A 6,890-nucleotide genomic window follows, 5' to 3' on the forward strand; every position below is an offset into this window, starting at 1 on the left:
TCAGCTCCAATTCGCCAAACTATTATTATTCGAAGTTAGAAGATCTTAAACTCGAACTTATATCACAAGCTTCGAACAACGCGAAACAACGAGCACACAATATCGCATCGGAAGCGGGAAGTTCACTCGGAGATTTAGTAAGAGCTGATTTAGGTATCTTTCAGATTACCGGTCAAAATGAAAATGAGGATTATTCTTCTGGAGGAGCATTTAATACGTCATCGCGAAACAAGACTGCAAACATCACGGTTAAAGCGAATTACAGTGCCAACTAATTACCAAAGTTAAACAAGCATTACGCTTCCATTCTAACTCTATTCCAGAAACTAAAGTTTTATTTTTCTACAGAATGGTTTTCAATGAATACGCGTGGTGAAACGTGCATTATACTTCTAAATACGCGGTTGAAATGCACCGCGGTGTTAAAACCACATTGATAAGCCGCTTCGGAAATGCTTTCCACGCGGCGGTTAACCAACATTTGACAAGCCTTTTCAATTCGCAGTTCATTTAAAAAAGAAATAAACGTTTTTTTCGTATGTTTTTTAAAGAACTTACAAAACGCCGTAGGTGTCATATGAATCAATGAAGCCACTTCTTCAACCATTACATTTCGTTTGTAATTGCTGATCGCATATTTAACTACAGCATTAATTCTTACACCGTCAAAATCTTGAAAATCCATTTTATTTAACCCGGAATAAAGCGAGACCAAATCATTTTCATGTTGACGTATATATTCGAAGATTTGCAATATGCGAATTAATTTATGAGATCCATCCTCGTTATGTAACTGTAGGAAGGCATCCTTAATAGGTTGGGCTAAATTTCCTTTCAGCATCTTACTCGAAGACATGTTGTAAAATAAATTTCGCATTGACTGCAATTCAGCCATCCCAAAAAAAGATTCTAGTTTTTCCAATGAGAAAAAAAGATGCACAATATGTACAGTAGTATCTTCTCCCAAACTTTCTTCTTTAAAAAACAAATGAGGATCATTCGGTTTCAATAAAAACACTTCATTTTCATAACAGGGACGTAAGAGATTTCCTACAATTAATGAGCCATTACCGCGGACTATATAACTTAGTTGAAACTCTCGGTGACGGTGGTAATAGCCATAAAAGTCATTTCCGATATCCTCCATCACGTAAAACGCGCCTTCGCCATGTGCAGGAACTGTAAACTCTATTGGTTTTCGATAATCGTGGTTTTTCATCCTATCTGGTCATAATAGAAAAAGGACCAGCTAATCCTGTATCAAGATAAAACTAGCTAGGTCCTTATTTTAGAAAATATTTATAAGACAGTGGTAAATCGTATACCGCCTAATCAGTGTTAATTATCCAAGAAATGGGTAACGATAATCTGTATCTGGGTTAAACGTTTCTTTAATCGTGCGAGGCGAAACCCATCGTAATAAATTGATCATGGAACCTGCTTTGTCGTTCGTTCCCGAGCCACGCGCTCCGCCAAATGGTTGCTGACCAACGACAGCGCCGGTACATTTATCATTTATATAGAAGTTACCTGCAGCATTACGTAAGACCTGAGTAGCTTTTTCTACCGCGTAGCGATCTTGAGAAATGATGGATCCCGTTAAAGCATAAATCGATGTTTTATCAACAAGATCTAATGTTTCTTCGAACTTATCGTCCTGATAAACATAAATCGTTAATACAGGACCGAATAGTTCCTCTGAAAGCGTTTCGTAATCCGGAGTCTTCGCGAGAATTACAGTCGGGTGAATAAAATATCCTTTAGATTTATCATAACTGCCACCAATTACGACTTCGGCATCTTCAGATTCTTTAGCGCGATCTATGTAAGAGGCAATCTTATCGAACGCTTTTTCATCGATAACGGCGTTTATAAAATTACTAAAGTCTTCTGTGCCTCCAATTTTAAATGAACCGATGTCTTCACTCATACGCTCACGTAATTCACCCCAAAGAGAAGCAGGAATGTAAGCGCGCGAAGCAGCAGAACATTTTTGTCCCTGATATTCGAAAGCACCCCTTACCAATGCGGTGTTTAATACCTTTATATCTGCTGAAGGGTGAGCAACGATAAAATCTTTTCCACCTGTTTCACCAACGATGCGTGGATACGTTTTATATTGATGTATATTTTCGCCAATAGTCTTCCAAATATCTTGGAAAACACCTGTGGATCCTGTAAAATGAATGCCTGAAAAATCTGGGTGTTTGAAAATAACATCACCGGCAACAGGTCCGGAGACATAAATTAAGTTTATAACCCCATCTGGTAAACCAGCCTCGCGGAAGATTTCCATCAATACGTTTGCAGAGTAAATCTGTGTATTTGACGGTTTCCAAACAACTACATTCCCCATCATCGCTACACACGAAGGTAAATTCCCTGCAATAGCCGTGAAATTGAACGGAGTTAATGCGAAAACAAAACCTTCTAGCGGTCTTTGTTCTACCCTATTCCAAACACCTTTGCTATTTGCAGGAGGCTGTTGGCTATAGATTTCACTCATATACGCCACATTAAAACGAAGGAAGTCCGTAAATTCACACGCCGAATCAATCTCAGCCTGATATGGATTTTTTGATTGCCCTAACATTGTAGCAGCATTTAGTTTATACCGGTATTTCGTAGAAGCTAATTCAGCGGCTTTCAAAAATATCGCTGCTCGTTGTTCCCAAGAAAGTCTCTCCCAGTCTGCCTTTGCGGCAAGTGCTGCATCAATCGCTGCCGTTACGTGGCTTTTTTCTCCTTGATGAAAGTGACCAAGAACATGTTGATGATCATGCGGAGGCGTAATTTGACCTTTTCGATCCGTTCTCACTTCTTTTCCACCAATATACATAGGTATATCTGTTTGCTGCGCCCTAGCTTCCTTAATAGCGGCTTCCAGCAACTCTCGTTCCCTTGTTCCTGGAGCATAAGAGTTTACCGGTTCGTTAGTCGGCACAGGAACATTAAAAAATCCTTTTAACATAATATTTCTAATTTTAAAATGTAGAATAAAATTACGGCTTACAATAGACAAACCATTTACAAATACTGCCTATCCATAAACCTATATTGCCAAAATAAATCCGCATTATATATTATAAGGCAAAAATACGTTATTAAAATGGATTGAAAAATTATAGCTCAACTTATGTCGTCGAGTTTTCGGGAAAAAGAGTGACTAATACTTTATACTAAGTTTATTGAACGCCTTTGACCAATACCAAATTGGACCAATCGTAATTAACCTCCACAGTTCCTTCAAAGACACGGCTGGCGATTCCCTCCTTGAATTTAGGTATAGGCCTATAAACCCAAATATTGCAAACATTAGGCTAACTAACCAAACGGCAGGCCCCCCGTCTCGTTCTAGGTACTCAAATTGGACAATAAAAAAGCTCATAATTCCGATAGTGAACAACATTGCGTAAGAAAGCGTCGGAGCCAAACGTAAATAAAAGTAAATAATTATCGCTATATAAAATGAACCCCAATTCAGAAATGTATGCATGTTTACTGATATAAGAAATTCAAATTGTGGAAACGGAATCATCCAAATCAGACCCATTACGCCGAAAAAAAAGCAAGCTATGCTAATAATATATAAGAATCGACTACCGTTAACATAACGTCGATCCATCGCATAGAACACTTCGTCGAGTTCTCTTTCAAACGTAGGCTTTGAGGTAACATTCTTATCCCTTTTTTTCATGTTGCAAAGGTAATAAATTTAACAAAAGGTCTTGTCGACCTCTTGTCAAATCATCAAAAAAGGACGTCTTTAAAAAGACGTCCTTTTATGCAAATTGGTAGATATTATTATTTAGCGTAAGACACCGAACGCGTCTCGCGAATTACAGTTACTTTGATCTGACCTGGGTAGGTCATTTCGGTCTGAATACGATTAGATATGTCCGCTGCTAAAATCTCAGATTGTGCGTCAGTGACCTTTTCGGATTCGACCACAACCCGAAGTTCACGTCCCGCCTGTATAGCAAATGTTTTTTCGACACCAGGATAAGAAAGAGCGAGTTCTTCCAGCTCCTTTAATCGCTTAATGTAACTTTCAACAACTTCACGGCGAGCACCTGGACGTGCACCAGAAATTGCATCACAGGCCTGGACAACGGGTGAAATTAGCGAGGTCATTTCAATCTCATCGTGGTGAGCACCAATTGCGTTGCACACTTCAGGGTGCTCCTTATATTTTTCAGCAAGTTGCATACCCAAAATTGCATGTGGTAACTCAGGGTTATCGTCAGGTACCTTACCAATGTCATGTAACAGACCGGCCCGCTTAGCAAACTTAACATTTAAACCCAATTCTGCGGCCATCGTCGCCGCAAAGTTCGCAACTTCCCGAGAGTGCTGTAATAAATTTTGTCCATAAGATGAACGGTAACGCATTCTACCCACCATACGAATCAACTCGGGGTGTAATCCATGAATTCCTAAATCTATCGCCGTACGTTCACCAATTTCAACTATTTCATCCTCTATCTGTGTCCGTGTTTTAGCAACTACTTCTTCAATACGTGCCGGGTGAATACGTCCATCTGTAACTAAACGGTGTAATGAGAGCCTTGCAATCTCACGTCGTACGGGATCAAATCCCGACAAAATTATCGCCTCTGGTGTGTCGTCAACGATTATCTCCACGCCCGTAGCAGCTTCTAACGCACGTATATTCCGTCCTTCCCGACCAATAATACGTCCTTTAATTTCGTCGTTTTCGATATTGAAAATTGAAACAGTGTTTTCTATCGCTGATTCTGTTGCTGTACGCTGAATAGTTTGAATAACGACTTTCTTAGCCTCTTTAGACGCTGTCAATTTAGCTTCATCAACTACATCTTTAATCTGCATAATAGCCTGAGAACGGGCTTCTTCACGCAGAGAACTCACCAATTGATCGCGGGCTTCTTCAGCAGACAGACCAGCAATTGTTTCTAGCTGTTTAATATGTTGACTTTTTATTTGATCAACTTCTTCCGATTTCTTCTCATTGACTTCGATCAGTTGATCAAGCTTCTTGCTTTTAGCATCTAATTCTTGTTTTTCCCGATTTAGATTTTCTAGTTTTTGATTTAACGATTGATCTTTCTGGCGCAATGTGTTCTCCTTCTGTATGATGGAATTATTGCGCTGATTGACCTCTTTCTCATGCTCAGACTTCAGTTGTAAAAATTTTTCTTTAGCCTCCAACCCGCGTTGCTTTTTATAATGCTCGCCTTGTTGTTCCGCCTCTTTGATAATGCGTTCCGCCGTTTCTTTCGCTGATTGTTCTTGCTTTTTGAACAATAATTGCAACAAAAACCGGCCGATAACAACACCAATAATTAGCGAAACTATAATCGAAATTGTTGTTTCCATTTGTATTTATTATATATAATTCTAATTTTTTCTAAAAAAAAACCGCAATTAAATGAACAGGTCCCATGTATTATTAAACTTCGATTACACATGATTTGAGCGATTGATCGTGACCTAGATGGCTTACGCAAAATGGCCTACATCTTTGTTCGCTCGTGATATTGAAGCGTTAAGTTTAAAATAGTGACAACCCGAATTTAATTGCGGCAAATTCGTTGTTATAAAGCTCTGATATAAAGAACAATACTTTTATTTACTAAAGAAATTACTTAGGATATCATCGAGCTCATGAACTTTTTCTTCGAGTCCGACTTCATGTTGCTGTGCATTACGCTCAGCTTTGATCATCCCCGTGGCATATTGCAACACACACATCGACAACAAATCCTGCTTATCACGTACAGCATAATTATCCTGCAATTCTTTTATTTTTTCGTTAACCAATTTCGCCGCGTGTCTAATCACTTCCTCTTCTTCTGTCGTAACCCTTAAAGGGTACACACGATCTGCGATATTTATTTTTATGGAGATTTCTCCCATGGTCGTTGAGCTTAAATAACGTTATTAGCCTATCCCTCCTTCTCTCCCTATTTCAGCAGGCCGATACATCTGTCTATTTCTCGCACAAAATCGTTAATTTTTTGCTTTGTGTCAAGTATTTTTTCATTTATTGCTACGTTATCTGTTCTCGGTTCTTCTAAAGTTTTCGCAACGGCCATAGCCTTAAGCTTTTCTTCCAACTGCTTCACTTTATCAGTGCTCGTTTGAAAAGCGACTTGCAAAGACTGAACCTCTAATTTTAACAAGTCATTTTCCTCTTGAAGGGCATCGCACAACTGAATAAGGTTCTTCGTTTTCTCAACGATAATATTCATTTGTGTAGATAATGTAGCCATATTTTACTTCGCAATTAAACTTAAAATTCCGTATCTAGCGTACGCTAGCACCGATCTCTTTCTCAAAGTTAAGCATTAATTTTTTAATTATTCCTTCAATTTGCTTGTCATTTAACGTTTTTTCCTCATCTTGAATGATAAAACTCAATGCATACGATTTCTTTCCTTCAGGAAGCTTATCCCCCTTATAAACATCAAAAATATTAACCTCTTTGAGAAGCTTCTTTTCCGATTTGATAGCGATAAGTCGTAGTTGATCAAACGTAACTGATTCATCAACCAAAAGGGCCAAATCCCGGCGCACCGAAGGAAACTTAGGAACTTCTTTAAACCTGATAGTATTTTTGGCAATTACTTTGAGCATCAAATCCCAATCAAAGTTTGCAAAATAAACTTTACCATCCACGTCCGCTTTTTTCAAGCGTTCCGGCGATACACTACCAAAAGACACTAATGTTTTTTGTCCCTTCATATAGTTTAAGCCATACTCGAAATAAGTTCCTTCCTCTTCGATCGTCTGCAATCCAACAATATTCAAGCGCTTTATAATGGCGTCAACGGCAGACTTTATATGATAAAAATTTGTCTTTTTTTCCGGAGATTGCCATTGTTCGTCGACGTGATTTCCTGCAAGAG

Annotated in this window: 8 protein-coding genes; 1 reads left to right on the forward strand and 7 read right to left on the reverse strand. The window is 38.7% G+C overall.

The features are described 5' to 3' along the window. The coding region (locus HP439_RS16900; protein WP_172391516.1) for an SIMPL domain-containing protein at positions 1-275 on the forward strand (275 nt) is incomplete at its 5' end. A 59-nt stretch (positions 276-334) separates the two neighbouring features. Here HP439_RS16900 and HP439_RS16905 read toward each other — a convergent pair. From HP439_RS16905 to HP439_RS16935, 7 genes are all read right to left on the reverse strand, one after another. Further along, complete coding sequence (locus HP439_RS16905; RefSeq protein WP_172391517.1) at positions 335-1,219, reverse strand: AraC family transcriptional regulator; 885 nt, start codon at positions 1,217-1,219, stop codon at positions 335-337. 123 nt (positions 1,220-1,342) lie between these two features. Beyond that, positions 1,343-2,971, reverse strand: a complete 1,629-nt coding sequence (pruA, locus tag HP439_RS16910; protein ID WP_172391518.1) for an L-glutamate gamma-semialdehyde dehydrogenase — start codon at positions 2,969-2,971, stop codon at positions 1,343-1,345. Positions 2,972-3,166: 195 nt separating this feature from the next. Next, the gene (locus HP439_RS16915; protein WP_172391519.1) at positions 3,167-3,697 is read right to left on the reverse strand and encodes a DUF962 domain-containing protein; all 531 of its coding nucleotides are present in this window, start codon (positions 3,695-3,697) and stop codon (positions 3,167-3,169) included. A gap of 107 nt (positions 3,698-3,804) precedes the next feature. Continuing rightward, on the reverse strand, positions 3,805-5,358 hold the full coding sequence (gene rny, locus HP439_RS16920) for a ribonuclease Y (RefSeq protein WP_172391520.1): 1,554 nt from the start codon (positions 5,356-5,358) through the stop codon (positions 3,805-3,807). A 249-nt stretch (positions 5,359-5,607) separates the two neighbouring features. Further along, entirely contained in the window at positions 5,608-5,898 is a 291-nt protein-coding gene (locus HP439_RS16925) for a cell division protein ZapA (protein WP_172391521.1), read from the reverse strand. A gap of 47 nt (positions 5,899-5,945) precedes the next feature. Then, positions 5,946-6,254: a hypothetical protein gene (locus tag HP439_RS16930; RefSeq protein ID WP_172391522.1), complete on the reverse strand. Its 309-nt coding sequence runs from the start codon at positions 6,252-6,254 to the stop codon at positions 5,946-5,948. A 34-nt stretch (positions 6,255-6,288) separates the two neighbouring features. Continuing rightward, the coding region (locus tag HP439_RS16935) for a phenylalanine--tRNA ligase subunit beta-related protein (RefSeq protein ID WP_484592852.1) at positions 6,289-6,890 on the reverse strand (602 nt) is incomplete at its 5' end.

The organism is Sphingobacterium shayense, assembly GCF_013179575.1.
Lineage (GTDB): Bacteria > Bacteroidota > Bacteroidia > Sphingobacteriales > Sphingobacteriaceae > Sphingobacterium > Sphingobacterium shayense.